23 protein-coding genes are annotated in these 24214 nt (G+C 47.2%); 12 read left to right on the forward strand and 11 right to left on the reverse strand.

Annotation, left to right across the window (positions count from 1 at the left end):
* Nucleotides 1-375 precede the first annotated feature (375 nt).
* Together ON05_RS12495 and ON05_RS12500 are read left to right on the forward strand one after the other, a co-directional pair.
* Nucleotides 376-1680, forward strand: a complete 1305-nt coding sequence (locus ON05_RS12495; RefSeq protein WP_010471909.1) for an ATP-dependent RecD-like DNA helicase — start codon at nt 376-378, stop codon at nt 1678-1680.
* Nucleotides 1681-1863: 183 nt separating this feature from the next.
* Nucleotides 1864-2043 (forward strand): hypothetical protein, encoded by a 180-nt coding sequence (locus ON05_RS12500; protein WP_139025677.1) that lies wholly within the window; start codon nt 1864-1866, stop codon nt 2041-2043.
* A gap of 24 nt (nt 2044-2067) precedes the next feature.
* Here the strand turns inward: ON05_RS12500 and ON05_RS12505 are convergent, their stop codons facing one another.
* Nucleotides 2068-5958, reverse strand: coding sequence for a calcium-binding protein (locus tag ON05_RS12505; protein ID WP_010471907.1), 3891 nt, complete (start codon nt 5956-5958; stop codon nt 2068-2070).
* 282 nt (nt 5959-6240) lie between these two features.
* On the opposite strand from ON05_RS12505, the gene ON05_RS12510 reads away from it, so the two are divergent.
* From ON05_RS12510 to ON05_RS12525, 4 genes are all read left to right on the forward strand, one after another.
* Nucleotides 6241-7062, forward strand: a complete 822-nt coding sequence (locus tag ON05_RS12510; RefSeq protein WP_010471905.1) for an ion transporter — start codon at nt 6241-6243, stop codon at nt 7060-7062.
* A 51-nt stretch (nt 7063-7113) separates the two neighbouring features.
* The gene (locus ON05_RS12515; protein ID WP_010471903.1) at nt 7114-7437 is read left to right on the forward strand and encodes a hypothetical protein; all 324 of its coding nucleotides are present in this window, start codon (nt 7114-7116) and stop codon (nt 7435-7437) included.
* Between the two features lie 201 nt (nt 7438-7638).
* On the forward strand, nt 7639-9081 hold the full coding sequence (locus ON05_RS12520; RefSeq protein ID WP_010471901.1) for a hypothetical protein: 1443 nt from the start codon (nt 7639-7641) through the stop codon (nt 9079-9081).
* Nucleotides 9071-10231: an ARPP-2 domain-containing protein gene (locus tag ON05_RS12525; protein WP_029315113.1), complete on the forward strand. Its 1161-nt coding sequence runs from the start codon at nt 9071-9073 to the stop codon at nt 10229-10231. The genes ON05_RS12520 and ON05_RS12525 overlap by 11 nt, the downstream gene beginning before the upstream one ends.
* Before the next feature lie 9 nt (nt 10232-10240).
* Here the strand turns inward: ON05_RS12525 and ON05_RS12530 are convergent, their stop codons facing one another.
* Nucleotides 10241-10903, reverse strand: a complete 663-nt coding sequence (locus ON05_RS12530; protein WP_010471898.1) for a Uma2 family endonuclease — start codon at nt 10901-10903, stop codon at nt 10241-10243.
* A gap of 192 nt (nt 10904-11095) precedes the next feature.
* Between ON05_RS12530 and ON05_RS12535 the strand changes: the two genes are divergently transcribed.
* Nucleotides 11096-11299, forward strand: a complete 204-nt coding sequence (locus ON05_RS12535) for a hypothetical protein (protein ID WP_010471897.1) — start codon at nt 11096-11098, stop codon at nt 11297-11299.
* 95 nt (nt 11300-11394) lie between these two features.
* Nucleotides 11395-12099: a hypothetical protein gene (locus ON05_RS12540; protein ID WP_010471895.1), complete on the forward strand. Its 705-nt coding sequence runs from the start codon at nt 11395-11397 to the stop codon at nt 12097-12099.
* Nucleotides 12100-12186: 87 nt separating this feature from the next.
* Here ON05_RS12540 and ON05_RS12545 read toward each other — a convergent pair whose 3' ends face one another.
* The 5 genes from ON05_RS12545 to ON05_RS12565 form a co-directional block, all read right to left on the reverse strand.
* The gene (locus ON05_RS12545; RefSeq protein WP_010471893.1) at nt 12187-13467 is read right to left on the reverse strand and encodes an MSMEG_0569 family flavin-dependent oxidoreductase; all 1281 of its coding nucleotides are present in this window, start codon (nt 13465-13467) and stop codon (nt 12187-12189) included.
* A gap of 225 nt (nt 13468-13692) precedes the next feature.
* Nucleotides 13693-14163: a hypothetical protein gene (locus ON05_RS12550; RefSeq protein WP_262561678.1), complete on the reverse strand. Its 471-nt coding sequence runs from the start codon at nt 14161-14163 to the stop codon at nt 13693-13695.
* A gap of 59 nt (nt 14164-14222) precedes the next feature.
* Nucleotides 14223-15218, reverse strand: a complete 996-nt coding sequence (locus tag ON05_RS12555) for an IS1 family transposase (protein ID WP_262561004.1) — start codon at nt 15216-15218, stop codon at nt 14223-14225.
* A gap of 9 nt (nt 15219-15227) precedes the next feature.
* Nucleotides 15228-15671 carry a hypothetical protein gene (locus tag ON05_RS12560; protein ID WP_010478952.1) on the reverse strand — a complete coding sequence of 148 codons (444 nt, stop codon included), beginning with the start codon at nt 15669-15671 and terminating at the stop codon, nt 15228-15230.
* A gap of 85 nt (nt 15672-15756) precedes the next feature.
* Nucleotides 15757-17574, reverse strand: a complete 1818-nt coding sequence (locus ON05_RS12565; RefSeq protein WP_010478953.1) for a caspase family protein — start codon at nt 17572-17574, stop codon at nt 15757-15759.
* Nucleotides 17575-17994: 420 nt separating this feature from the next.
* Here ON05_RS12565 and ON05_RS12570 point away from each other — a divergent pair, with 420 nt between their 5' ends.
* Nucleotides 17995-18189 carry a hypothetical protein gene (locus tag ON05_RS12570; protein WP_010478954.1) on the forward strand — a complete coding sequence of 65 codons (195 nt, stop codon included), beginning with the start codon at nt 17995-17997 and terminating at the stop codon, nt 18187-18189.
* Between the two features lie 86 nt (nt 18190-18275).
* On the opposite strand, the gene ON05_RS12575 is transcribed toward ON05_RS12570, so the two are convergent.
* Genes ON05_RS12575 through ON05_RS12590 form a run of 4 tightly spaced genes read right to left on the reverse strand, consistent with a single transcriptional unit; the run spans nt 18276 to nt 21320 of the window.
* On the reverse strand, nt 18276-20018 hold the full coding sequence (locus tag ON05_RS12575; RefSeq protein WP_010478955.1) for an SWIM zinc finger domain-containing protein: 1743 nt from the start codon (nt 20016-20018) through the stop codon (nt 18276-18278).
* A 47-nt stretch (nt 20019-20065) separates the two neighbouring features.
* Nucleotides 20066-20344 carry a GIY-YIG nuclease family protein gene (locus tag ON05_RS12580; RefSeq protein WP_010478956.1) on the reverse strand — a complete coding sequence of 93 codons (279 nt, stop codon included), beginning with the start codon at nt 20342-20344 and terminating at the stop codon, nt 20066-20068.
* Complete coding sequence (locus ON05_RS12585) at nt 20344-20685, reverse strand: hypothetical protein (protein ID WP_010478957.1); 342 nt, start codon at nt 20683-20685, stop codon at nt 20344-20346. Before ON05_RS12585 ends, ON05_RS12580 begins: the two co-directional genes overlap by 1 nt.
* Nucleotides 20682-21320, reverse strand: coding sequence for a hypothetical protein (locus tag ON05_RS12590; RefSeq protein ID WP_010478958.1), 639 nt, complete (start codon nt 21318-21320; stop codon nt 20682-20684). Before ON05_RS12590 ends, ON05_RS12585 begins: the two co-directional genes overlap by 4 nt.
* Nucleotides 21321-21533: 213 nt before the next feature.
* Between ON05_RS12590 and ON05_RS12595 the strand changes: the two genes are divergently transcribed.
* The 3 genes from ON05_RS12595 to ON05_RS12605 all read left to right on the forward strand — a co-directional run bounded on the left by ON05_RS12595 (nt 21534) and on the right by ON05_RS12605 (nt 24017).
* Nucleotides 21534-22121, forward strand: coding sequence for a TetR/AcrR family transcriptional regulator (locus ON05_RS12595; protein WP_010478959.1), 588 nt, complete (start codon nt 21534-21536; stop codon nt 22119-22121).
* Nucleotides 22122-22199: 78 nt separating this feature from the next.
* The gene (locus tag ON05_RS12600; RefSeq protein WP_010478960.1) at nt 22200-22721 is read left to right on the forward strand and encodes an OsmC family protein; all 522 of its coding nucleotides are present in this window, start codon (nt 22200-22202) and stop codon (nt 22719-22721) included.
* Between the two features lie 114 nt (nt 22722-22835).
* Nucleotides 22836-24017 carry an acyl-CoA dehydrogenase family protein gene (locus ON05_RS12605; protein WP_010478961.1) on the forward strand — a complete coding sequence of 394 codons (1182 nt, stop codon included), beginning with the start codon at nt 22836-22838 and terminating at the stop codon, nt 24015-24017.
* The last annotated feature ends 197 nt before the right edge of the window (nt 24018-24214 follow it).

Consider the following 24214-nt stretch of genomic DNA (forward strand, 5'->3'; position numbering starts at 1 on the left):
CCCCTAAATCCCCCATCCTGGGGGACTTTGAGCCTATATCTAGGCTAATGAATCTAGACAGGGAGATCTCTAGAGCTGCTGAGGTTCAACTCTGTCACAGATTCTGTGTGGGTCGAGCAGACAAGTCCCCCACTAGTGGGGGATTTAGGGGGCCATTAGTGGCGTTAAGGCTGTGGATGATAGGAGGTAGAGCCGTGTTCAACTATATTTTCCGGTGTTATGACAATTAAGCATTTTGTATGCTTGCCCACCCAAGACGCCCATAAGGCTTTTAGTCGGGTCTAACGCCCAAACCCATCAGCAGATCAACAGTAATTGACCTCATCCTACAAACCCTTGCTTTAGTATGGTGAAGATCGTTTCCACTGCTGACTGATGGCAGTCAAAACCAAAACAAACATCACCCTCACCGAGCATCAACAGACAGCCCTGGATCAGCTCCACACCTTTCTGGATAGTTCCGAACGGCTGTTTGTCTTAGAAGGATATGCGGGCACGGGCAAGACCACCTTATTACAAGCCTTCGTCTCTCAACTCAAAGAGCGGGGAGATCGCCGAGATATTGTTTTTAGTGCCTTTACCAACAAAGCCACCAAAGTCCTGCACCAAATGGTGTCCTCGTGGGGATTGAGCGTCGAATGTCTGACCTGCTGTCAGCTCCTAGGGCTACGCCCGCAGATTAATCCCGAAACAGGAGAGCAAGAGTTTGTCCTCGATCCCAATGAGGAAAGCTCCTTTGGCAAATTTGCCCTAGTGGTGGTTGACGAATGTTCCATGGTCAACCGCAATCTGTGGGAGCTATTGCAAACTGAACTATACGCCTTTCACCTCACAACTCAACTATTGTTTGTAGGCGATTCCGCCCAGCTTCCTCCCATTAACGAACCCACTTCCCAAACCTTTGTTGAAATTGCCAACAAAGCTCAACTTACAGAAGTTGTGCGCTATGGCAGCTCCATTGGCGTCTTAGCAGAATCCGTCCGCTGCCATTTAGACACCTACAAACTCCCCACCTTTCAGACCGACCTCAACGAAGATAAAACCGAAGGCACCGTCGTTCTGCGCCAATCCGACTGGACGAAACAGCTTCTCCGAGCCTTTACCAGTGAAAAAGGCCAAGAAGATTCGGATTATGTCCGGGCCTTAGCCTATACCAATAAGCGGGTCGCTAGCCTCAATCAGCAAATTCGCAACGCCATCTTTGGTGCAGAGGCTTGCCGATTTGTGCCAGGAGAACGGCTGATTGCCATGGGGCCGGTCTTTCGGCGCAAAGATGAAATTGTGATGCAAACCTCCTCCGAATGCTGGGTAGAAGATGCCTATGAAGACGACTCCTCCGGTTGGCAGGTCTGGCGACTCTTTGTGGTCACCGATGCCAACTTTGATGTCGAGGTCACGGTTTTGCATGAGTCAGAGCACCAACGGTTTCAAAAAGAACTCAAGCGCTTAGCAGAAGGTAAGCAATGGCAAGATTTTTGGCTTCTCAAGCAACAGCGATTTGCCAACTTAAACTATAGCTATGCCTTAACCGTGCATAAGTCCCAAGGCTCCACCTTTCAGAATGTCTTCGTTGACCTGCCCAACCTAATGCGCAACAGCAATATTCGCGAACGTAACCAGCTACTTTATGTCGCCGTGACCCGAGCCGCCAAACGGCTGTTTGTTTGCAAAGCTCGCTAATCTATACCCAGAAAGGATTACAAGAGATATACGAACCTTTTTTGCAAGTTATTTGAAACTTCTACAGAAGTTATACAAGTACAACTTGTGGTTGAACACTATCTCAACCCTCGCCTTGTAATACTAATGATGTGGAGAAAAAACAAACCCCTCCAAACCAACCCTTAAACCCAGCATCATCCAGTGAACACTCCTACACTACTCACCCCACAATCCCAGGCAGACCGGATGATGCCTCTAGTGATGTCCCACCCATCACCTTCCCAAGAAAATACCCCGACTGCAAAAGCAATCGAGGTACGACAGACACATGATGGGAACACAACAACGTTTCAGGTCCAAGCCAAAGAAAAAGGCAACTGAAACCAAAAAGAAGGGAAAGAAAAATTAAAAAGCAACAACTGGGCTAGCGTAATAGAAAGAAGAATCAGTCAAAGAAAGCTGAGAAACGCCAGAAATAGTTGCAATTAACTCATCCGAACCACCCAATTGGCCATCTTGGTTGGTATCTAGATAAAGATTGACGCCTTGGGCGGTAGACCCTAATACATAGTCAGCAGCGGATCCGGCAAGCTGAATCTTGTCTTCTTGGGCATTGAAGTCAGTAATCATGGCAAAGTCATTTGTGCCTGCCAGTTGGTCGTCGCCATCGTTATAGAAGACCTCGGCATTACCGAGGATAAAGTGGTCTTCCCCCGCACCACCGGTTAGCACATCTACAGATCCTTGGCCAAAACCAGCGTTGGGATCGACACCGACTAAAATATCGTTACCAGCTCCACCAATCAGGGTGTCATTACCGAAGCCACCTTCCAAGATGTCATTACCTTGGTTGCCGGACAAACGGTCGTTACCATTGTTGCCGAGGACAATATCATCGCCTTCGCCACCAAAAAGTAGATCATTACGAGTTGCAGAGACCGATTCAAAGACAGTAACGTCGTCTAAGTAACCGCCTAAGCTATCGTCTTTACCTGCTGCTCTAAACTCCAGAGCCGTCGTCTCACCTTCACCTGCTTCAACGGTGTAGGTATAAGTTTTCCAAGCTTCAGTCTTACTAGCACCAGTGATGGTATCGAGGAGTTCGCCATTCCAGTAAACTTCGATGGGGTTACTAGTTTCAGCCACACCCGGACGAGGCGTATAAGCAAAGGAGATTTCGTAGGTTTTACCAGCTTCCGTGTCTAGGTTTTGCATCATGCCACTGTTATTGTGGCTATCTAATTCGATGCGGGCTTTGCCATCGTCAGCTTTACCAAACTGCTGAACTTCAATGCCTTTACCTTGAGTCGTCGTCCAACCCTCAATAGAGCCAAAGACGCCCCAGTTACGATTGCCCAGCTGATTGTCTTCAAAGCTACCGTTCGCGACTAAGTTACGAGGCGCAATGACGTCTTCTGCCCCTCCATCAATAATGTCGTTGCCTGTGCCACCGTAAATCGTATCGTTACCAGCACCACCGTTAAGGATGTCATGCCCGGCATCACCGTACAGGCGATCTGCACCTTCGTTGCCGACAATGATGTCTTCGCCTTCGCCACCGTAGAGTCTGTCTCTACCAGCGCCACCGAGAACCACATCGTTGCCTGTGCCGCCGTAAATCAAGTCGCGACCTTCGTCTCCACTTAAGACGTCATGACCGGCTTCACCGTAGAGACTATCGTTGCCTGTCCCACCAGACACCCAATAGTCATTACCAGCACCGCCAATCAATTTGTCATGGCCAGCTTCACCTTCGAGAATATCATGACCGTCTTGGCCGAGGAGGGTATCATTACCAGAGCCACCCTTGAGGACATCATGGCCTGCGCCGCCATCCACCAGGTCTCGGCCTGCACCACCTTCAGCGTAATCGTCGCCTTCGCCAGCGTATAAGGTGTCACGCCCTTCATCACCAAAGAGAGCGTCATTGTCAAGGCCGCCGTCTAGGTAGTCACGGCCCTTGCCGCCACTCAAGACATCATGACCGGCTTCACCGTAGAGGCTATCGTTGCCTGTCCCACCAGACACCCAATAGTCATCACCAGCACCGCCAATCAATTCGTCGTGGCCAGCTTCACCTTCTAAGACATCAGCGCCATCTTGGCCCAGGAGGGTATCGTTACCAGTGCCACCTTTGAGGACATCATGACCAGCACCACCGTCTACGAGGTCACTACCTTTGCCGCCTTCGGCATAATCTTCACCATCACCGGCTAGTAAGGTATCTTTGCCCTCATTCCCAAAGAGAGCATCGTTGCCAATTCCGCCATCGACATAGTCGCGGCCTTTGCCACCACTTAAGACATCATCGCCAGCTTCACCATAGAGACTATCGTTGCCTGTGCCACCGGACACCCAGTAGTCACTACCGGCTCCACCGATCAATTCGTCGTGGCCAGCACCGCCTTCTAGGACATCATTGCCGTCTTGACCAAGGAGAGTATCATTACCTGTGCCACCCTTGAGAACGTCATGGCCTGCGCCGCCATCCACCAGGTCTCGGCCTGCGCCACCTTCTGCATAGTCGTCGCCTTCGCCAGCGTATAAGGTGTCACGCCCTTCGTCACCAAAGAGAGCGTCATTATCGAGGCCGCCGTCTAGGTAGTCATGGCCCTTGCCACCGCTTAAGACATCATGACCAGATTCACCGTAGAGACTATCGTTACCTGTCCCACCAGATACCCAATAATCATCACCAGCGCCGCCAATCAGTTTGTCGTGGCCCGCTTCACCTTCTAAGACATCAGCGCCTTCTTGACCAAGGAGAGTATCGTTACCAGTGCCACCTTTAAGAACATCATGACCAGCGCCACCGTCAATCAGGTCACTGCCTTTGCCACCTTCAGCGTAGTCTTCACCTTCTCCGGCATAGAGAGTGTCTTTACCCTCATCACCAAAGAGGGCATCGTTGCCAATTCCGCCTTCAACATAGTCGCGGCCTTTGCCACCACTTAAGACATCATCGCCAGCTTCACCATAGAGACTATCGTTGCCTGTGCCACCAGACACCCAATAGTCATCACCAGAGCCACCGACTAGCTCATCATGGCCAGCCTCACCTTCAAGAATATCGTGACCGTCTTGCCCTAGGAGGGTGTCATTACCACTGCCGCCTTTGATGTGGTCATTGCCTGCACCACCATCTACTAAATCGCGACCACTACCACCTTCGGCATAATCTTCACCGTCACCACCGAGGAGGGTATCATGCCCTTGGTTCCCTTGGAGATTGTCGTTATCAGCGCCGCCTTCGATATAGTCACGGCCTTTGCCACCGGTTAAAAAGTCGTTACCCGCCTCACCATAAAGGCTGTCATTACCTGTCCCACCAGAGACAAAATAATCGTCGCCAGCGCCACCAATGAGTTCATCATGGCCCGCTTCGCCTTCGATAATGTCATGACCGTCTTGCCCAAGAAGGGTATCGTTGCCGCTGCCGCCTTTGATATGGTCATGGCCTGCACCGCCATCTACTAAGTCATGGCCAGTACCGCCTTCTGCATAATCTTCGCCTTCTCCTGCGAATAGGGTATCGTGGCCTTGGTCTCCAGATAGATTGTCGTTACCTGTGCCGCCCTCTATATAGTCATTGCCAGTACCACCGGTCAGGTAGTCTTCGCCAGCTTCTCCGTAAAGGCTATCGTTACCTGCACCACCGGACACCCAGTAGTCATTGCCTGCACCGCCGATTAACTCATCATGGCCACCTTCACCATCGATAATGTCGTGACCGTCTTGACCAAGTAGAGTGTCGTTGCCGCTGCCGCCTTTGATATGGTCATGACCACTGCCCCCATCGACGAGGTCATTGCCTTGACCACCGTTGGCATAGTCTTCGTTTTCGCCACCATAAAGGCTGTCATTGCCTTGGTCGCCACTGAGATTATCATTTCCGGTACCACCTGAGAGATAGTCATGGCCAGCACCACCGCTCATGACATCGTTTTGGCCTTCCCCGTAGAGGCTATCATTGCCAGCCCCACCGGACATCCAGTAATCGTCGCCAGCACCACCGACTAATTTGTCGTTGCCATTGCCACCTTCTAAAACATCGTGGCCTTCTTGACCGAGGAGGGTGTCATGGCCGCTACCCCCTTTGATATGGTCATGATTAGCGCCACCATCGACGAAGTCATTCCCTTGGCCACCCTCAGCATAGTCTTCACCTTCGCCAGCGAGGAGAGTGTCATCTCCCTTATCACCGACAAGATTATCGTTACCAAGGTCTCCTAGAATTGTGTCGTCTTCTAAGGAGCCGACTAAAAAATCGTCATTCTCAGTTCCGAATACTTGCATGCTTCTGGCCTTTATCTCGTGTGTATATTTAGGCTATTCATTGCAGTTAACTTGAAGGTCAACAAAAAACTATATAAGAATAACTTATGAATTGTCGATCAAAAACTCTATATCCCTTTTCTAGAATGACTTTGAGTTAAATTTTATTTTCAGACAAATTTTTTTCTTAATCCCAGTGTCATCCGTAGAAATATCTATTTTTTCCAGAATATTGAGCGACATCATTCCTGCAATACCTGCTAACTTATGGAGGTAAATTAGGCTTCAAATACAGGTGAACAGATGGGGGGAAAGAGAAAAAAAACTTGGCGGCGACGAGTTTTTGAAATATTAGAAGTAGCCGATACAGGGGACCGAGCTAGCCAAATCTTCGATATCAGCTTGTTAGTGTTGATTTTGGCCAACTTGGTGGTGATCACCTTAGAAACGGTTGAAGGATTAACGACACAGTATCGAACCTATTTCGAGGTGTGTGAGACCGTCAGCATCATAATTTTTACGATTGAGTATCTACTAAGGATCTGGTCCTGTACGGCTGCTCCAGACTTTCAGCATCCTGTATTGGGTCGGCTTAAATTTCTATTTACCCCTCTAGCCTTAATCGATTTGATGGCGTTGGCACCGTTTTATTTACCGCTGCTGATTCCCATCGATATCCGGTTTATTCGCTTTGTCCGTTTGCTGAGGGTTCTCCGGTTATTTAAGCTCAGCCGCTATTTCCAGTCGTTTCAAGTCTTAGGCAATATCCTCAAGTCGAAACGAGATGAGTTATTGGTCACTCTGATGGGGGTGTTTGGCTTGCTATGGCTGGCCTCTACCATGATGTACTTTATTGAGCATGATGCTCAGCCGGAAGCCTTTGCCAATATTCCAGCCACCATGTGGTGGGGGGTGGCGACTCTGACGACGGTGGGGTATGGAGATATCTACCCGGTGACCACAGCCGGTCGAGTATTAGGAAGTGTGATTTCAATCCTAGGAATTGGTTTATTTGCATTGCCAACGGGGATTTTGGCGTCCGGTTTTACAGAAGAATTAGATCGTCGCAAGCAAGTACCCAGCCCTGAACCCAGCACTTGTCCACATTGTGGAAAACCTTTATAGCTGCATGATAATCATGCTCTGCTAGATTGAACCAGCAGCCTTTCAACAAAGATGACGACCATCATTTCAGCTGAATCCATCGACGATACATTGATAGTTAAAGTAGCCAATGGGCCCAGGGATTATCTCTTATGGCAATGGACGGGCTCGGCACCACAGGACATCTATTTTGAGTGTAATGATCCGCTTAACGGTGACTACAATTCCATTAGCGAATGCACGGTCATGTGGGACGGCGTTCATATCATCACCTCCAAACAGGACATGATTCACTTCTATTTTGATGGCATCAGCCCAAAACTCTATGGCAAGTTCATCCAAGGCTTAAAACAAATTTACGCATTAGAACCCGATATTCTTGAGGTTCTCGATTAAGGGCTTATCCTGTTCTGCCCGTGCTTTAACCCTCTCAAGCAGCTATTGGGCTGTATCAATCACAGGCCTCGGACGTGGCCAGTGTGCTAGCGTGGAATTTCCGTTTGCGGGACTTGAGTGCGACTTCCGAACTCCATCTTGAAAATGGCGCTAGCCTGTCGTGCCACTACTCCCCAAACGGGCTGATTTATAGAAACGAGAATGGCTTCTACCTGGACCCAACGTCAGCAACAGGTCGAACGGGAAGACCTGGTGATGTTTATCAATGCCTGTCTAAGCTGTACGGGGCAGCGCGAATTTTATGATGATGCCTGGGGGCAGAAACTGTCCCTCGACTTTTTACATGACTATATTTTGGGTAACTATCGGTTACTCTATGCCCGCACCTTAGCCGCAGGGATTAATCACTTTAATCAGAGCCAAATCATTCTCAAATTATTGGCAACGGGCAAGCAAACGCTGCCAGAACATCGGCAGGAAGAAGGTCGTCTGATTGCAACCACGTTGAATGCGTTGCCCACCCAACGAGCTTGGAAAGTGTTAGAGCAAGTTCGTAAGCGACGCATTAATAATCGGCGGGCGCGGGCGATTACTCGCGATTATATTGCAACCCACCAGAACCGATTGGATTTTGATGCGGTGAAATATCGGTCCAAAGTGCGTGCGATCGCAACCCACAATCACCTCAAATTACCCGGTGAAGTTGGCCCCTTTTTATTCCGAGACTGGCCCCAGCAGTTTGAAACTGACCTGTTTGAAAAATTCCGCAAAGCGTATTACAGCCAAGAGGCGATTTATGAGCTGCCCTTTACAGTAGCCGAAGGATTAGCAGCCAAACATCAAATTCCTCGCGATCGCTTTTTGACTCGAATTGAGTCTCAAATGACTCAAGCGGAGAAAGTGCGGTTGCAGCAGAGTACGGCGGGCGATCGCAAGTCGATACTCACCGTTGATCTAAAACGCACCCCGCTCACCAAGCTGACCCTCTACTGCCTGTCTCTATCCATACAAGAGCGGAAAAACCGGCATGCAGAATTAACAGCGGCTTTAGAACAGTCCGCCCAAGCCGCGCTGCGTCGAGCCCCTTTAAAGCTGGGAAGGGTAGCCGCAGTTTTGGACTGTAGCTATTCCAGTAGCGGCTCTAATGAAAAACGACGACGACCTTTGGGCGTTGCCTTGGCGGTTCACTATCTGTTGCAAACAGCAACGGCAAACTACCAAGCCTTTTGGACCTCATCAGTACCAGATCCGCTGCTGATTCAACCTCGGGGACAAACGGATCTGGCCACCCCTTTGCTGGATGCCTTAGAAACGGAACCCGATGTGGTGGTGCTTTTGTCGGATGGCTGGGAGAATGATCCACCCCATGGAGCCTCGGAAGTGTTGCGGGTGTTTCGCAACCGCATCGATGCATCCGTTTCCATCCTGCACTGTAACCCGGTCTTTAATGCCGATGACTTTTCTGTCAAGGCCCTAAGTCCTGCAATCCCCACCGTAGGACTGCGAGATGCGGAGGACTTACCGACGGTGTTGGGATTTGCCCAATTTGCGGATGGACAATCATCCTTAGCGGAGCTAGAGCAGTATTTACGGATCCGCGTCCAGCAGTTTCTCTCCACCTTTGACCCCAGCCATGGCTCCTAAAGCGCCTCTATTAAGTACCCTTTCCCTCAAAGGGATAGAGATTGCCCCTTCTCAAGTTTGGGGGGCGATTCGGATTGTGCCGCTCCTGCGCCGCAACGTTCGGGGCGATCTGCGTCTAGCCAAGCGAGACTATAACGAAGATCTCACCGTCGTCTCCCTTTCAGACAAGACAGCGTATACGTCCTATGTCCCTCATGGCTTGGTGCTGTCCTGGAATGAAGAGGGACAACCCGTTGCTGCCAAAGGCAGTCAGTTCGGGGCCGATGGAAAACGCTTTCATGCCAGACCTGCCAGTGTCCGAGTACTCTCGCGCATGGCAAAACGGGAGGCCCGGAACCAGCTCCGATTTCTCCCTATGCATTTAGCGATGGAAGGGTTTCTATCCCTATTTTTCTCGGGACCCGATATCGCTTGGAGTGAGTATTCTAAGCAGGCCCTATCTCAAGGGTTATCGCCACGGACGGAATGGTCGTTTTCGGGGCAAGCTATTCAAGGACTTGCGGATGCCCTGCGGGTATTTGAAATCCATCAGCATCAGGTAGGGATGCTGATGTTTGTATCGGAGGCATTGGCGTCTGCCTTTGTCACCCCTACACCGGAAGACTACCGACTACTGCACCCCAGTCTGCTGCAAGACTTTTATGGAGAATTGCTTTATCAATATGGGATTTATGGGGGCACGGTTCCCATGCAGAGCCAGGTGGATGAATCGAAGGTGGAGACCTTGGCGGATTTGCAGGATGCGATCGCAACCCTAAGACAAGACTGGGCTGATTTCCAAGGGCTAATGGCCAGTGATCTACTCCAACGTCCTGTAGAATCCAAGCGCATCTATACAGCAGGCCCATTTACCTTGCAGCGTTTTATCACAGACCTACAACTCAAATCCGAGAATCACATTGGCGAGGCAATCGTCCGTCAAGATGGACAACTGGAATACCTAAAAACCTATCGTTTATCTGCAGGTCAGGCTCGACGGGCTTATCTGCTCAGTCAGCTAGCCGCCCAGGGCTGGAATATAGAGCGAACGGCGCTATCGATGAACGAGTCACTAGAGAACTTTATCTATCGACTAGAAAAAGCTGGCTTTGGTTATTTGATCAATAATCAAGTGCGTGAGCAGGCGCGAAAAGTGCGACGGCGAGATTAATGCGCTCGCTTATCCCTCATCAGGTTTATTTGACTGAAGCCAGATCCGAAAATTTCTCATGGCTTGGGCCTCACCCAGCGTTCGACAGTCTTCAAAGAAGCGATAGATCACTGGCTTCTCCAACCAAGGAAAGGTCGGACTGACATCCACTTCGTGGTACTGGCTGTCTTGGAGGTGGAGAATGCGCAAAACTTTGCCATCAAAACGCCAAAATTCTGGTATCCCCAACGCTGCATATAAAGCATTTTTGTTGACATCTGAGTGCGTGATATCAATCTCCACCACTAGATCGGGAGGTGGATCTTTTTCGAGGTCAACGGTCTTGCCTCTCACCAAGGGTTCATTTTGGATATAGAAGCATTTATCCGGCTCAGCCCCTTTCTGAAGCTTTTTGCGCCGTAAAGTGGTCGAATCCATTGACTTAATAGTTAAATCACAATCCACCGCTAGATTAAAGATCAATATCCCAATCACCGCACTGGGATTTTCGTGATCCTCTAGGGGCACCATCAGCTCTAAGACTCCTTTGTCATAGTGGAACCGTACAGCTCGATGTTCGCCAAAGGCATCCAGTAGTTTTTCATAGGTGTCCCAAGCCACATGGGTCAGGGTGAGGCGCTGCTCAGCTAATTTTGTCTCAGGTTTGACGGTAACAGGTAGCTGAGTTTGCATGGTCTTTAGACCTCGGGGTGTTTAGTCTTTTTAGCAAACAGAAGACAAATCAGACATAGCTTAATTCGCTTTTCTAGCGTTATCTGGAGATCTGACTATTCTAGAATCTCTAGATCACCAAACGAATGGGTAAGGCTCCTACCCCATATTAACCCGACCCAATCGTGATATGGCTCCAGAGAAAAACAGGCTGTGGAAGCTATCGAAATTAAGCTTTATTTGCATCCCGAAAGTATGACAATTCCAGGAGTTGGATTAGTGTATATAGATCCTCCTACAACTGCAAGTTCAGGTTTCGAAGGTGTCGTAACCTACGAAAAAGCGAAGAAGAAGAGTAATGGAGATCTTTTCAATCCACATCTAATATATTTGGTGATTCTTACTGCAAGTTTCTAGCTGCGAAACAATTTGTGCAGCAAACTGATAATGTGATTTTTCTCACTAGAGGATTAATATAGGTTCAAGCCACCGTGGAACAAATAGGTGAGTAGATGGATGATATTTCGCGTTTCAAAATTAAATTTTATTCTTGGCTAAAGAACAACGTGAGACAAGAAGTAGAATCAGACTTTCGAACTCTGAGACAGATAAAAGGGGAACTAGCAATAAGGTCTTGTTACTACTTCGATTCATTAGATTTACAAGACAGGCTTAACTGCTTGCTTTCACTTTCGAATAAATTTCTGATTGATAATGGAGATATTATTGATAGGCAACCAAGCGAAAAAGATAGGGAAAGATGGAATGACTTTGAACAGTTCATTTTTGTTAAATATGGAAGCCTAAGACTAATTGATAGTCTGTATACAGAAGAAGCCATTCAAGAGCGAAAGAAAATTGACTTACATGAGCTTCGTAATCAAATACATGTAAGTTGCGAATCTTCGCTTGGAGTTAGGAAGCATAACAGCAAAAAAATAATTGAATATGAATTCTATGTTGAGAACTTTTTGGTCACAACACATATTGATCTAGGGGGCTGGCATCAACTTAGGTATTTACATACTATTCATTATTGCGGCATTGATAAAACAACAAGAAATCTAGTTTTAATGACAGATTTTATGAGATGGCTTGGAATTGGTTCTACTAGCTGGGAATTTATCAGTAATCAAGAAGATATTTCAAATGCAGCCACCATCTTGGGAAAATTATCAAAAGACTTTAGAGAGGGAATTGAACTGGCAATTAAATAAGCATGAGGGATGTAGTGATGCCCCAAAACCTGGCGAAAAGCTGAGCGAAGACCTTATTGAATTGGTTGGCATCACTGATAGCGCTATTTAAGATCCAATCGCCATTTCATTGAAGCGCAGTTGCGATCGCACATTTACCCGATGATTAGCCTGCACATAGTCTGCAAGATACCGAACATCCCGAGCAATCCCCGAAAAGCGTCCCGACCCCCAGGTATAGAGCCAAGGCAAGCCCACAAAATAGAGTCCTTTCACCCCAGTAACGCCCCGATCATGGCCAGGATAGCCCTTGCCATCAAACACAGGAATTTCCACCCAGGAATAGTCCATGTCATAGCCAATAGACCAAATCACAGTAGTGATATGGGCAGCCTCTAAGTTCAGAGAAGTGGGTTCAGTGGCAGGCTCCCACACTGGACAATAGGGGGCCTCCACGGGGGCATCAATGTGATGCTGGTCAATATAGGCATCAATCGTTCCCTTGATACTTTCAGCTACCGCATCGGCCTGATCCAAGTTCTCTCGCAAATTCGGTTGAAAGGCTAACTGAGCATCACGAATATCCGTTAGTCTGCCGTAGAGCTGCATCCCTTCCAGGGCAAAATGGCGTAAATCAATTTCCCGACCCCCACCACGGCCCGTTACATAGTGGTTGGTTTTAGTTCTCACCTGTTCTTTTTGAGGATGATCTTCAATGGTCAGATCGTAATAACCCAGTTGATCCAGCCAATCCACTACATCTTTACCTCGGTATTGTCGGGGCGATCGCGGCGCACTACCGACACATAAATGCACCTGCTTCCCTGCTAGATGGAGGTCTTCGGCAATCTGACATCCCGATTGTCCGGTGCCCACTACGAGCACGGCTCCATCGGCTAAACTCTCAGGATTTTTATACTCAGAAGAATGGAGTTGACGAATCTCTGCAGGTAAACGCTGAGCCATACCGGGAATACGAGGTCGATGATACCCTCCAGTGGCCACCACAATTTGATCAGCCGTAAATTCGCCGATGGATGTGGACACCTCAAACACATCGCTAATCGGATTTTTGCGCAATCGCAACACGCTAACCCCTTCCTTCACCGGAGGATTAAAGGAACGAGCGTAGGCTTCGATATAGTCGACGATTTGCTCTCTCTGCATAAACCCGTTCGGGTCATCCCCCGGATAGGGAAATCCCGGTAGCTGACATTGCCAGTTAGGAGTGACCAGGCAGAATGAGTCCCAACGCTTATTCCGCCAGGAATAGGCAATCTGCTGCTGCTCAAAGATAATGTGATCAATCTGCCGTTCGCCCAAACAGTAACTGACTGATAAACCAGCCTGCCCTCCACCGACGATGATGACGGAATAGTGACTCCCCATATTTGCCTCCAATCTGCGCTTGTTTGCACCATAAAAGGCATACAGGCGTGATCCTGTTACAGAGGATACGAAATCACAATGTTTAGCACTATTGATAGGCTCGCTAAATGATAAGGGTATAGTCGGCCAAGTGGACTAAAATCACCTAGTACTTCCAATAAATTAGCAACATGACCTTGTGCTGGAAGGCTCTCAGAGCAGTAAACTCCGAAAACCTTAATTTATCTATAGATAGGGAGCAATCTCTTTTGCTACGATGCCATGAGCTAGATATTGACGAATATCATGGGCATCTTCATTTCCATTATCTATTTGATCAATATTTATGACTTGATCGCAACCGAAGGTTTGACCATTTAGTTTTGATTCAAGTGCTACAAAATCTTCAGGATCTGATGCATTAATCCATTTTTTTACATTTGTAGGGCAGATGAGCGGAGGGCCAAGCCTGCGTTTAACAATCTCTACACCAAGAGGCGAACCTGCAGTGACTAAAACTTTAACGTTGACTTTGTGTCTGAGACGTAGCATTAAAGCGTAGGCCACGATGGTACCAAGTGAATGGCTAATGATGATAACTTCCTCATCATTAGATAATCCGTCCAATATTTGAGCCTTAACTAGATTATCAATTTTTTCTTTTAGTCCAGGTTTATGAAGATATGCAGCAGCTTGCCGCAAAAAAATCTTTGCCACTGCTTTTCCTTTTGTAGGAAGTATGTCTTCAAGAACACGTGCAATTGGGCACTGGTCTACTAACAGGGCACATACCTAAACCCTTTATTGGTGAGGAGTTCTAGTGTGCTCAACGGACGAGAACAAAATCCCATCTCCATTGCTGGTGTGGTCTGCTTACTGAGCCCCCAATGGGGTCTAACCCAGTTATGAATCAGGCGTTGTACATCTAGCACTCGCTGTAACCCCGACCGCTTCTTAGCGTAGAGATTCTGCCGTCTTCGATAAGCACTACATCGTCTCCTCAAGGCAGCATTGTGAGCCTCATTATGATTGGCATGGACCTCAGACCCTAGACTGATAGCGGTAAAGGGATGCTCTGCTTTCACCCACTCTACTCGCCGATTCCCCTGAGACCCTTTAACTTTCATCGCGACTTCTAACCCCTCTCGCCAAACCTTGCGATGCCCATAGTCAGGATGACACTCCTCACCATTGAGATAGACATTGGCGAGCTTCCAAAGTTCTTGTCCATAACGCCTCTCACCATCGGTAAACCATCGAATCCCATCACAGGCTTTGACCCACTCCCAAGCTGAGTAAACGCCATTTGCAAAAAGTTGTGCATCCTTGAGGCCAGCTTGTGCTGTCAACCAATAGCGGCTTTCGCGTTCAAGGAAATGGATGGTCCAGCCCTGGGATTGGCTGGGGGGAAGATTTTTGCCTACACGCGTGTAAACTTCATCCCCTTCTACCGTCACATCAGAGGCTGCTGGTGCGGGAGGTGACCAGTTCTGTGCTTGGTCTGCTAGGCGTTTTTCCCAACGCATAATGGTGGTATGAGATTTACCGAAAGTTCGACCTGCAGCACGAATACCCATCCCTTCGGTGCGAGCTTTGATGGCATAGCTCACTACTGAACTAGCGGTGCGTAAGCGAGCCATTGGGGTACCCGTGCGTTCGTTGAAACGCCGATTGCAATCCTTACACTGATATCGCTGGACTAATGTCCCATCTTGCAGGCTATCAAAGCCGCGCTTTAGGATCTTCTCGCTTAGACAATATGGGCATTCCATTGATCTACATTAGGTTGCGTCGGAAGCATTATAGCTAGATCCTGCTAACAGACCAGTGCCTGCAATTGCCTTCAGCCATTTTTTGTGAATTCCGTTGGCCTGTCGCACATGTCCTGCACGGTCATTCTCATCAAGGACTTTAGAGACTTGCTCATCACTGATATTATATTTATGTTGGAACTCGCGGTATAATTCTGCAACTTTGTCATCCGCATAATCTTCGTCGGGAGATTCTGCACTCATTGGGCTTGAAGCAGGCTTATTGTTACTCCAAGATTCTGTTTCCTGAAAAAGCACATCACCATAGAATGCTGCAATGAATTTTGTATCATCTGGTATGGTAAGACCTGAGTCAGCAGCACCTCGTTTAAGAGCTTTACTCCACTCATCTTTGATGTTCTCTGCTGAATTATCCTGATTGTTGATACCATGAATTAGAAGAACTTTTGTCATTGGATATACTCCTAAAATATTGCTAGGTCAATTGACTCTTATTCGTATCGGCTGTCAATCTCGATGATTTTTATAGTCAAAAGCTTCAATAGACATCAACCATTTGACTGTCAATCTCGATGATTTTATAGTCAAAAGCTTCAATAAACATCTCAAATCCTTTAGATGTGAGACTCGTTGCTGATCTTCCGCTCATCTTTTCGCTAATGAGCCGGATCGAATCTGGGATGTCAAGATAGCGTTCTGTCTGCATAAAACTCCAGCCCTGGCGAAAGATTGGGGCGATTCCCCAGAGAGGGACGTTTTTCAGTTCCGGAACTTCAGTAGTTGCGTAATGGGGGCGATAGTTTGTATTACCATTTTCCTGGGAACGTTGAACTGCTGGTAGATCTGCATATGCGACAACTTTGCCATTCTCTTTTCGCCATTTAATTTTGTCTGCACACAATAGTGCAAGGTCGAATGGCAAGACAGAACCCCGAGCCATAAAATATGCTGTCCGGGCAATATTATCGTAGTCGTTTGAAAATTCGTAGAGATATCCCGCTGTTACTGATTGGTGTGGGAACTCTTCTTTCCCTCGCCTAATACTATCTGCATATACTTTAGCTTCTGCGGCACGTAACGTAGCACTACTAACAAGATTTGAAAAGTCACTCAAAAAGGTTTGCCATGAATCAGTGACAGGTTTATACAGTAAGACATCACCGGGTAAATCCTGAATTATGAATGATACAACACCAGGGTAATCAGGTGTAAGCATCCACTGCTTACCTTGGCGAATTAGCATAGGTGCACCATCTGAAGAAGTGGCTTCTATTTGATAAGAGCTGCCAAGCGACCTTATACTAAGGGATGAGCTACTGGGCACTGCAATTAAGGATGGAAGGTAGTCACAGATAGTAGACCTATCCTCAGACCATCTGTGTGCAATGGGGTTTGATAAGATTCGCAATTGATCCTTCAAAAGGATTTGTCTACGACGTTCATTATCTCTTGTTTGTTGATTGTTAAGGTCATTGATCTGAGGATCGTGAACTGACATCTCAATCGCTTGTGCCATCTGAGAGTTTTGCAGACCAACTGTTGGGCTCGGGAGAGGTTCACTCAATCGATTATAGAAGTTATAAGGAGGCCTAATATCTGTGAGGAGATCCGGTTCCATCTCTTCATTGATTGCGGCTGCACGAGCCTTAACTTCTTCCTCAAGATAGTCTGCCAATGAGTGGTTTGTGACGGCTGGCTGGAACATATGGTATTCAGTTTCGATTGCCTCACGTATTTCGCCAGTCAAAGCATTTAGCAAAACTTCTGAAAATAGACAATATGCTTGTTGGCCATCAATGCCATTGATTTGAAATGAGTAATCACCAAGTCCTGTAGATAAAAATCTGTCAAGCTGAATGCGGTTTTTTCTTCCATCTCGAGTCAGAATTGGATCACCATAAAACTCGATAGCATCACGACCTGAATTTCGACAAGCATCCCCAATTATGCATAATTGACCTGTTAACTCATCATTATATTTTCCGATATTACATTTCAATAATCCTCGTCTAAAAGCCTCAACATTGATCCCCTCACGTAGATCATTGGCTGCGTTAGTGAGCAGCCAAAATTGGTCTCCTGCTGAGCGGACAATACCATGACCAGCAAAGTAGACAACAAGTCTGTCCATAATGTTATTGTCTACAAAATTGCTGACTTCTTGACGTATGAGTTCAACATTGATTTGTGGAAAAACATCATCACCTAAATACAAAACTTTGTAGTTACAGTCTTCTTTCGGTTGCTCTGCCCATTCACGAAGTCTTCTTGCACTTTCTAATGTCCCTGGCAAATTATTATATGCACCAACATATTTTGAAACTGCGATTATGATCATCGCCTTGTCATTTAGCATCTATCCCTCCCCAATAAAGATAAGCTTCTTCTGAGAATTCAAAATTCCATAAATATTAGCTATCGAATTAGAATGACAAGAATTTTTAGTTTAATTTTATTAGCAGTGATTCCTGACATTAGATATCTAAGTAATTTAAATCATCCTCTTTTATGAACCTAAATTTAACCATGCATTTGCAATAATACTTCTTATTTTTTAACAGCACTGAAATCATATGATTTTATTGTCTTTCCAGTTCAACTTATATACCCCTACAAATTTATCAGGGCAAAGATAGGCAAATATGCAAGAGTACTAGATGCTCTTGCAATAGATAAGAAAGCCACCTGCAAGCAGAAAGAAAAGCAAGCAGCCCGAAAAAAGTGAATTCAAGAATTAGAGGCTCTCGCCCCCAAAGTAGATCAAGCTTGGCAGAGGGTGGTAGATCTGATTGCCTTAAAACAAGCTAAACCCTACGATGAAGCGACTGCTCTACTGCGCGACCTTTGCGACTTGGCGAAATATCAAGACCAAGTCCCTGCTTTTATCTCACGTTTCGAGCAAATCAAGTCTGACTATAGCAATCGTCCAGCTCTGATGAAACGCTTTAGAACAATCAAGCCATCATCGTAAGTTTTTGATCCCGTTTGGGTTTGTCACAGTTGGACATTGCGATGGTCTACAAGCGTAGCCTGAGCTACGCTTGTAGACCATCGCACCTACAGCCCTCGCTGCAGCAAAAACTTGATAAAGTTGCGCTTGCGTTTATAAGTCGTCTTGAGTTGAGCTATGTAGGCTTCAAATTGTGCCGTTTGATTCAGCCGTGCCTGTAAGTCTTTGATCTTGAGGAGTAGCGCAATCGCTTGCTCGTACGCTTGGTTATTGGTCTGGTTCAGTAGCGGTTCAATGGCAGGTTGATAGACCGACAAAGCCTCTTCAGGGTGGTCGGATGATCGCACATCTGCTAATCGCATCCAATGCCGTTGGCTACATCCACCAGTTTGAGCCGCCTGCCAAGCTTGGTCACTGTCTTCTTCCCAGAGGTAAATGTCCACCAAGAGGGAATAGCCAATCTGCAGATAAGGATGGTGATGTTTAGGGCCTTGCGGTCTATGATCTGCAACATGCTGAGCATGGGCCAAGGCTCTGGGTCGCCAACGGTCCCAAGACCTTGCCTGTTCTGCTTTTTGCTTGAGCTTTTGGTAAATCGGTAGCGCCGGACGGTGGTCAAACTCCTGCCAAACAATCTCTACAGCATCTTCTAAACGACCCTGGTGTTCATATTGGGCAATCAAGAACTCACCTAGCTGTCCAGTCCATTGGGTACCAACAAAAGTTTGATAACCTCGTTCTGCCCAAGCAATAGCCTGCTCGGTTTGCCCCTGGGTTTGATACAGGTTGGCAATTTGCAAATAGCGAGAAGGTTGCGAGAGATCCTTAGCAATCACCTCTACGAGTTCTTCTAAATTACCCGTGGCTGCTACCACTGCTTCTTTCATCCGGTTCAGCTTGGAACGGCGATAGCTATAGCTATAGTGCTCACTGCCACTCAATTCGGGCAGTTTTTCCCATTCCGCATTCACTAAAGCCTGATAGGTTGCTCGCCCTGCTTCTCCCAGAATATCCGCATAGGTCTCTAGGGCATTGTAGAAAAAGCCATATCCCGACTGAAGTTCCGCATGAAATAACCGCTCAGCCAGGGCATGAGGATTAGGGTTGGCGATGTCACAGGCTTGGTAGTGAAGGTCCTGCACCTGCTCTAGGATCTCATTGAGATTACCATCAGAATCGTCTACGGAGTTGAGGGCATCTTCGAAGAGTGAAATCGCTTCCTCACAAAGCTCAATCACATCGCTGGCATAGCCTTGCTCAAGTAAGTCATCCAGACCATCCATCACAGCTTGAACGCCATCCGCATAGCTAGCTGCTCCCCAGTAATCAACAAAATCTCCAATTGCGATCGCATTTCTCAGAGATCGTCGGAAGGTATTGATATCAGCCCCGCCCGACTGCTGAGCCGCTGCCTTCATCAGCAGATGTTCTCGCCACCGAGCATCCTCCATCGCTTTATCTAAAATCAGCTTGACCAGATCGTCCCGTTCTTGCCGAGCCAAATAGTCCCGGACATCCTGCATGGTTGTCCCTGGTTTGGAGGGAGCATCCCCTGCTTGATAGGGCGGGGGTTCATCAATCCAAGTCAGACCCACGGCAACACAGTGCTTACAAAACAGATCATCTACGCCTAAGGGACAGGTACAGCGGGAGTACAATTGGTCGTTTTCTAGCCAGAGATGAACCTGATAGGTTTCCATGCCCCAGACTTCAGCGGTGATATGCTCATCGTACTGAGCGAGGGAGTGAACTCGGCCTTCTTCAAAATAGCCAACACCTCGTTCGTAATAGCGATCACCTGCTAGTTCACGCAGTAAGTCTTCACAAAGAATATCGCTGAAAGTTGTCATGTTATCTCAACCCGCTCAGTAGTAGAACAAAATAGCCCTTCAGCCTTTTAGACAATCGGCGGCATTTTCTTGTTAAGAACGGGTTTATAGTACCTCACAGCCAAATTCTCAGCTCGGTTAAGCAACCACTCTGGTAATTGAACCCAGTCGATAAAAGCATTTGTTCCGCAACGAGCTAGGATATCGCTGATTTTGTGATGTCCCTTCTGCCAGCGTTGATGGATATTCTTCGCTTGCCCAACGTAAATAACTGTCCCAGCGCCATCTAGAACTCGATAGATTCCGCCACAAGTCGGTAAATTGTCTAGCTGGGTAATCGATATCACTATACCTCTAGCTCCTCAAGGGTGATATCGATTGAGTTGGCCTGAGAATTGTGTTGAATCCCTTTCCATATCTTGTCTACAGCTTCGGCTGATAATCCGGTCACCCTACCTACTCGATGCAAGGATTGCTGAAGTTCTATGTCCTGTTGATCCAGTTGATTGAGGGTTATATCTGGTTGGATAGTTTGCTGATGCTTCAGTAGATCAAGTATCGCCAGCCATTCAGCTTTATAGCGTAAGTCACGGCCATAGGTGAGAACCGGACGCTGACGCTTGAGTTCCGGTGTTCGAGGGACACCAGTCAATCTAAAGACCTCAACCTTAATTTCCTGAAGTTTCACGACTTATCGTTCTCAGCCCCAGCAAGATGTTTATAACGAATTGCTTTTTTCACCAGCTTTAAGATTTCTGACTGTTCCCAATCCAACAGTGACTCCCCTATCGAGATTGCTTTATTCACGGATCGAGTACTGTAAATCTGATTCACTTTTGTCCGGATTGAAGGGTCCACACCTTCGTGTTCCAGAACTTTTTTGACTAAAGTGCGCTGCACCCGGTAGGTGTCGTTCCATTGTTGAAGTGAACGCTGGCTATTTTCTAATTTTGCAACCGTTTTAAGCTTTTCCGACCAGCTATCGAGGAAGTTGGATAGAGCACTAGCAGAGCTAACCCCCACCTTTTTCATTAGATTTCGAAGAACGTTGCCGCGGTCTTGCGCAACTTGGATAACCCGCACATGTTCATCGCGGTAGAGCGCCAATACTAACTCTGTTGCAGCATTGGTGGCATGTTTAAGCTGGCGACCCGACATGCTCCCTTGATTGCTCTCAATTTCTTGGAGAACATCGTCGTAATTGGTCACATTATGGCGCAAGTGATTAAGCAGCTCCCGCCCTGAAGCAGAAGTGAAATCGAGGACATCATCATATTCATCTTTAATTTGATAAAGCAAATCAGGCCGCTTAAGTTCGACCATTGATTTAATCTGCTCTTTGGAATAATACGGACTGGGCATAGTTACAACTTAAACACAGATGTTATGAATGATCTCAACAGCTAAAGCGAGCCATCATTTATAACGTCACTTACCAAAATACTTCTTCTTTAGGATTCCCTTGTGTAAAGTCTGATTCTTATATTGGGGGGATTGTGATCGCAGCTATAATCCACCCAGGAATCTAAGGCTGATATGGCTAACCTCAAGCGGACTCGCGAAGATATTCTGCAAGCGGTAATTGGAACCGTTCACCGACAAGGATTAGTGGCAACCAGCTTAAACGAACTGTTTGCTGCCAGTGGTGCCTCGTCGGGGAGCTTTTATAACTATTTCAGTTCTAAGCATGACCTGGGCCATGCCTTGATTGACTATGAATGGGAACTGTTGAATGCCAGCGTTTTGGAACCGGCCCTGCGCAGCTCGGAAGACCCTATCGAGCAAGTGCTTAATATGGTGAATCAGCTAGAAGCCAAAAACTTAGAACAGCCTCACTGTGGGGGATGTCTCCTAGGCAATCTGGTAGTGGACTTAGTGGAACAAGATCCCTCCTTTCGAGAGCACCTTACCCTGATTTTTGATCGTTGGGAGCAAACCATTGCCCAGACGCTCAGGCAAGCTGAAGATCGTCTGGCAGATAGAGACATAGAGGGGCTCGCAGAACAGATCCTCAACACGGTTGAAGGGACGCTGCTGATGGGGCGCTTGCATGATGACCCAAACCGGATTAAGCGGGGATTTGCAGCCGCTCGGGACCTGATTCACCAGGCTATTAAGTCTTGAGAAAGTGTAACTGTCAACACCAAATCAGTTAAATTAGTATGTTCAAATAGATAGAACGTTCTATTTGGCAGATTAATTATGTCTGAGGTTACTGCAATCTCACCCATTGCTAAAGACGGGTTAGATAGCTTGATTGCGAAGAATCGGGAAAACCTGGAAGAGCAGAAGACCTTAAAGGTCAAAACAGTTTGTGATCAACGGATGCGTAGCCTGAACTACGCCCGAGACTTAGAGCCATTCGTCATTGATGAGCCACCTGGGTTGTTAGGCGATAACACGGCCCATAACCCGTCCGAAATTGTATTGGGTGCTTTTGGGTCGTGTTTAGTCGTGGGTATCCAGGCCAATGCAGCCGCCCAAGGGATTTCCTTAACTAAATTGCAGGTTGAACTGGAAGCAGATATTAATATCACCAGTACCTGGGGAACCGGAGAATTAGCGAAGCCTCAAATCGGTTTTAGTGATGTGCGCGTCAAAGTGGATATTGATGGCGATGCCAGCCGAGAGGTCTTAGAAGAGTTAGTGCAACATGCCAACACCTGGTCGCCAGTCTCCAATACTTTAAGTCGCCCCATGCCCATTAGTGTGTCTATGGCGTAGGGCAGGTTCTTGTCTAAGGGAGTGCTCAATATCTGATGACTCCCTTAGACAGAACACAGTTGAGCTGAAACAATTCCACGAACCATGATTGTTAACCGGAAAGGGTCAAGATAGATGGTGTTACCCAAGACACCCACCCATAATTCATCCACTCTGATCGATTCAAAGGACAGGCCATCTGTTCCTGGGGATGGAGCGGTTTTCGTCCCTGCTATTGCTGCCATTCGCACTGTCGTTGACCAAGAACTGGCCCCCCATGTTCAAGATATTGACTTGAATGGCCAATATCCGGGAGACATTATGCAGCGTTTGGGAGCAGCGGGAGCCTTTCGGCAAGCGGTGTCTCCTGAGTTTGGCGGAGAAGGCATCAGCCTAAAAGGTGCCATACAGTCTATTGAGGCTGTTTCCAAGTCCTGTTTATCCACAGGGTTTATTACTTGGTGTCAGGTGGCCTGTACCTGGTATTTACAGAACACTCAAAACTCGGAACTACAAAAGGAACTTTTACCCGCCGTGGCCCAGGGACAAGTCATGGCCGGAACGGGCTTATCCAATCCGATGAAGTGTTTTGCTGGGATCGAAAAAATTGCCTTGACGGCCACCAAGGTTGAAGGCGGCTTTATCCTCAATGGCCAATTACCTTGGGTCTCTAATCTGGGTCCAGGGCATTACTTTGGCGTCGTGGCCCGGATGGCTAACGAAGATGCCCACCTAATGGTGATTGTGTCTGATCAGTTAGAGGGGGTCTCGTTACGACGGTGCGGAACGTTTATCGCGTTGGAGGGGACGGGAACCTTCGGGTGTGTCTTCCGGAATGCCTTTATCCCGGATCAGTATGTTTTAGCGGCCCCCTGCGAAGCTTATATTCACCAGATCCAACCGGGATTTATTTTGACCCAAGTGGGCATGGGGTTGGGCTTAGTGGCAGGATGTATTGACTTAATCAACCGCTATCAACGCCGCTTGGGACATGTGAATTGCTTCTTGGCAGATCAACCCAGTGATTTGATGGCCGAGCTAGCCTTAGCCCAAGAACAGGCTTACGACCTGGCAGATGAGCTGGTCCAAGTGGAGGGTCGTTTATCGCCAGCACTGATGAAAAAAGTGATTCAAGCTAGGCTCACTGCAGGAGAAATGTCGATCAAGGCTGCCAATGCAGCGATGTTGCATGCTGGGGCTCGTGCTTATATCAAGGGGAGTCCAGAAGAACGGAAACTGAGAGAAGCTTACTTTGTTGCGATTGTGACGCCTGCCATTAAACAGCTAAAGAAAATGTTGTATGCCATGGGTGATTGAGCTTAATGCTTCCATCGATATTTATCAAGGCAATAAATCAATAGATTTTTGAGTTTGTATTTTAGTAATTTCCATTAATTTTCTTTATGCATTAAACAACATTCTCTAATAGAGAACGACTAGATTTAATATAAAAATTCTCCCTAGATAATTATTTTAATTTAGAAGATAATCACTAATATGTATTCCATAATAAG

This window comes from Acaryochloris sp. CCMEE 5410, from assembly GCF_000238775.2.
Taxonomy (GTDB): Bacteria; Cyanobacteriota; Cyanobacteriia; order Thermosynechococcales; family Thermosynechococcaceae; genus Acaryochloris.

Coding starts and splice junctions, on each gene's coding strand:
- ON05_RS12495 (WP_010471909.1), top strand. CDS start 376: ATGGCAGTCAAAACCAAAACAAACATCACCCTCACCGAGCATCAACAG.
- ON05_RS12505 (WP_010471907.1), bottom strand. CDS start 5,958: ATGCAAGTATTCGGAACTGAGAATGACGATTTTTTAGTCGGCTCCTTA.
- ON05_RS12510 (WP_010471905.1), top strand. CDS start 6,241: ATGGGGGGAAAGAGAAAAAAAACTTGGCGGCGACGAGTTTTTGAAATA.
- ON05_RS12515 (WP_010471903.1), top strand. CDS start 7,114: ATGACGACCATCATTTCAGCTGAATCCATCGACGATACATTGATAGTT.
- ON05_RS12520 (WP_010471901.1), top strand. CDS start 7,639: ATGGCTTCTACCTGGACCCAACGTCAGCAACAGGTCGAACGGGAAGAC.
- ON05_RS12525 (WP_029315113.1), top strand. CDS start 9,071: ATGGCTCCTAAAGCGCCTCTATTAAGTACCCTTTCCCTCAAAGGGATA.
- ON05_RS12530 (WP_010471898.1), bottom strand. CDS start 10,903: ATGCAAACTCAGCTACCTGTTACCGTCAAACCTGAGACAAAATTAGCT.
- ON05_RS12540 (WP_010471895.1), top strand. CDS start 11,395: ATGGATGATATTTCGCGTTTCAAAATTAAATTTTATTCTTGGCTAAAG.
- ON05_RS12545 (WP_010471893.1), bottom strand. CDS start 13,467: ATGGGGAGTCACTATTCCGTCATCATCGTCGGTGGAGGGCAGGCTGGT.
- ON05_RS12555 (WP_262561004.1), bottom strand. CDS start 15,218: ATGGAATGCCCATATTGTCTAAGCGAGAAGATCCTAAAGCGCGGCTTT.
- ON05_RS12560 (WP_010478952.1), bottom strand. CDS start 15,671: ATGACAAAAGTTCTTCTAATTCATGGTATCAACAATCAGGATAATTCA.
- ON05_RS12565 (WP_010478953.1), bottom strand. CDS start 17,574: ATGCTAAATGACAAGGCGATGATCATAATCGCAGTTTCAAAATATGTT.
- ON05_RS12575 (WP_010478955.1), bottom strand. CDS start 20,018: ATGACAACTTTCAGCGATATTCTTTGTGAAGACTTACTGCGTGAACTA.
- ON05_RS12590 (WP_010478958.1), bottom strand. CDS start 21,320: ATGGTCGAACTTAAGCGGCCTGATTTGCTTTATCAAATTAAAGATGAA.
- ON05_RS12595 (WP_010478959.1), top strand. CDS start 21,534: ATGGCTAACCTCAAGCGGACTCGCGAAGATATTCTGCAAGCGGTAATT.
- ON05_RS12600 (WP_010478960.1), top strand. CDS start 22,200: ATGTCTGAGGTTACTGCAATCTCACCCATTGCTAAAGACGGGTTAGAT.
- ON05_RS12605 (WP_010478961.1), top strand. CDS start 22,836: ATGGTGTTACCCAAGACACCCACCCATAATTCATCCACTCTGATCGAT.